At 44.7% G+C, this 861-nt stretch carries 1 protein-coding gene; it reads right to left on the reverse strand.

Annotation, left to right across the window (positions count from 1 at the left end; translation table 11 throughout):
* Window positions 1-861: DNA topoisomerase (locus OXT66_RS09595; protein WP_268597054.1), on the reverse strand; the 861-nt coding region annotated here is incomplete at both ends.

An 861-nucleotide genomic window follows, 5' to 3' on the forward strand; every position in this document is an offset into this window, starting at 1 on the left:
TGCGTTCTTCGGTACTGATTTGTTGTAACGCTTGCTCCCATTTTGCTGTCATCTCTGGGCTAGTTAATGAGGGTTCGAGTTCAACCGCTTTACATAAAGTAATCCCCGCTTCACTGACGTGCAGCTTATTTTTTTCAGTGACGAGATAGCCGCGTTTCTTTAACACTTCTAGCACATTGGCCCGGGTCGCACTTGTCCCAATGCCTTGCACATCTTTAAGAATCGCTTGGGCTTCTTCATCATCAAGTGTTTTACCGGCCGTCTTCATTGCCGTAATTAAGGTACCTTCGGTAAAGGGCACCGGTGGTGTCGTTTCTTTTTGCGGTGTTTGCAGATTTGCTTGGACTTGATCGCCTTGGTGAACGAGCGGTAAAGTTGCTACTTCTTGCTGCTCGGTTTTGGTTTCATCAAATAGAACTTGCCAACCTTGCTTAGTTGGGACCTTACCCGTTGCTTTAAAATTAGCATCGCCGACCTGGGTAATAATGGTGGTTTCTTCGTACTCGTACGGGTCAGCAAACATCGCTAACGTCGTTCTTAAAACCAGGTCGTAGACTTGTTGCTGTAATTTAGGCAAGCTGGCTAGTTTCTCTTTCGTCGGGACGACTTTAGTCATGATAATGGCGTAGTGTTCTTCAACTTTTTTCCCATTGACATAACGCTGGTTTGGTGTGGTATTGGTTAAAGAGACTTGCGTAGAAACTAACCCCAGATACTTCGTCAGATTAGCCACTAAATAATCAAATTCTTCATCAGTGATATAAGCACAATCGGTTCGGGGATAGCTAAGGAATTTAGCTTCGTATAAACTCTGAATGGCCGCTAAGGTTTGGCTGGCACTGGCATGATACCGTTTATTCA

The organism is Lentilactobacillus senioris, assembly GCF_026798195.1.
GTDB lineage: Bacteria > Bacillota > Bacilli > Lactobacillales > Lactobacillaceae > Lentilactobacillus > Lentilactobacillus senioris_A.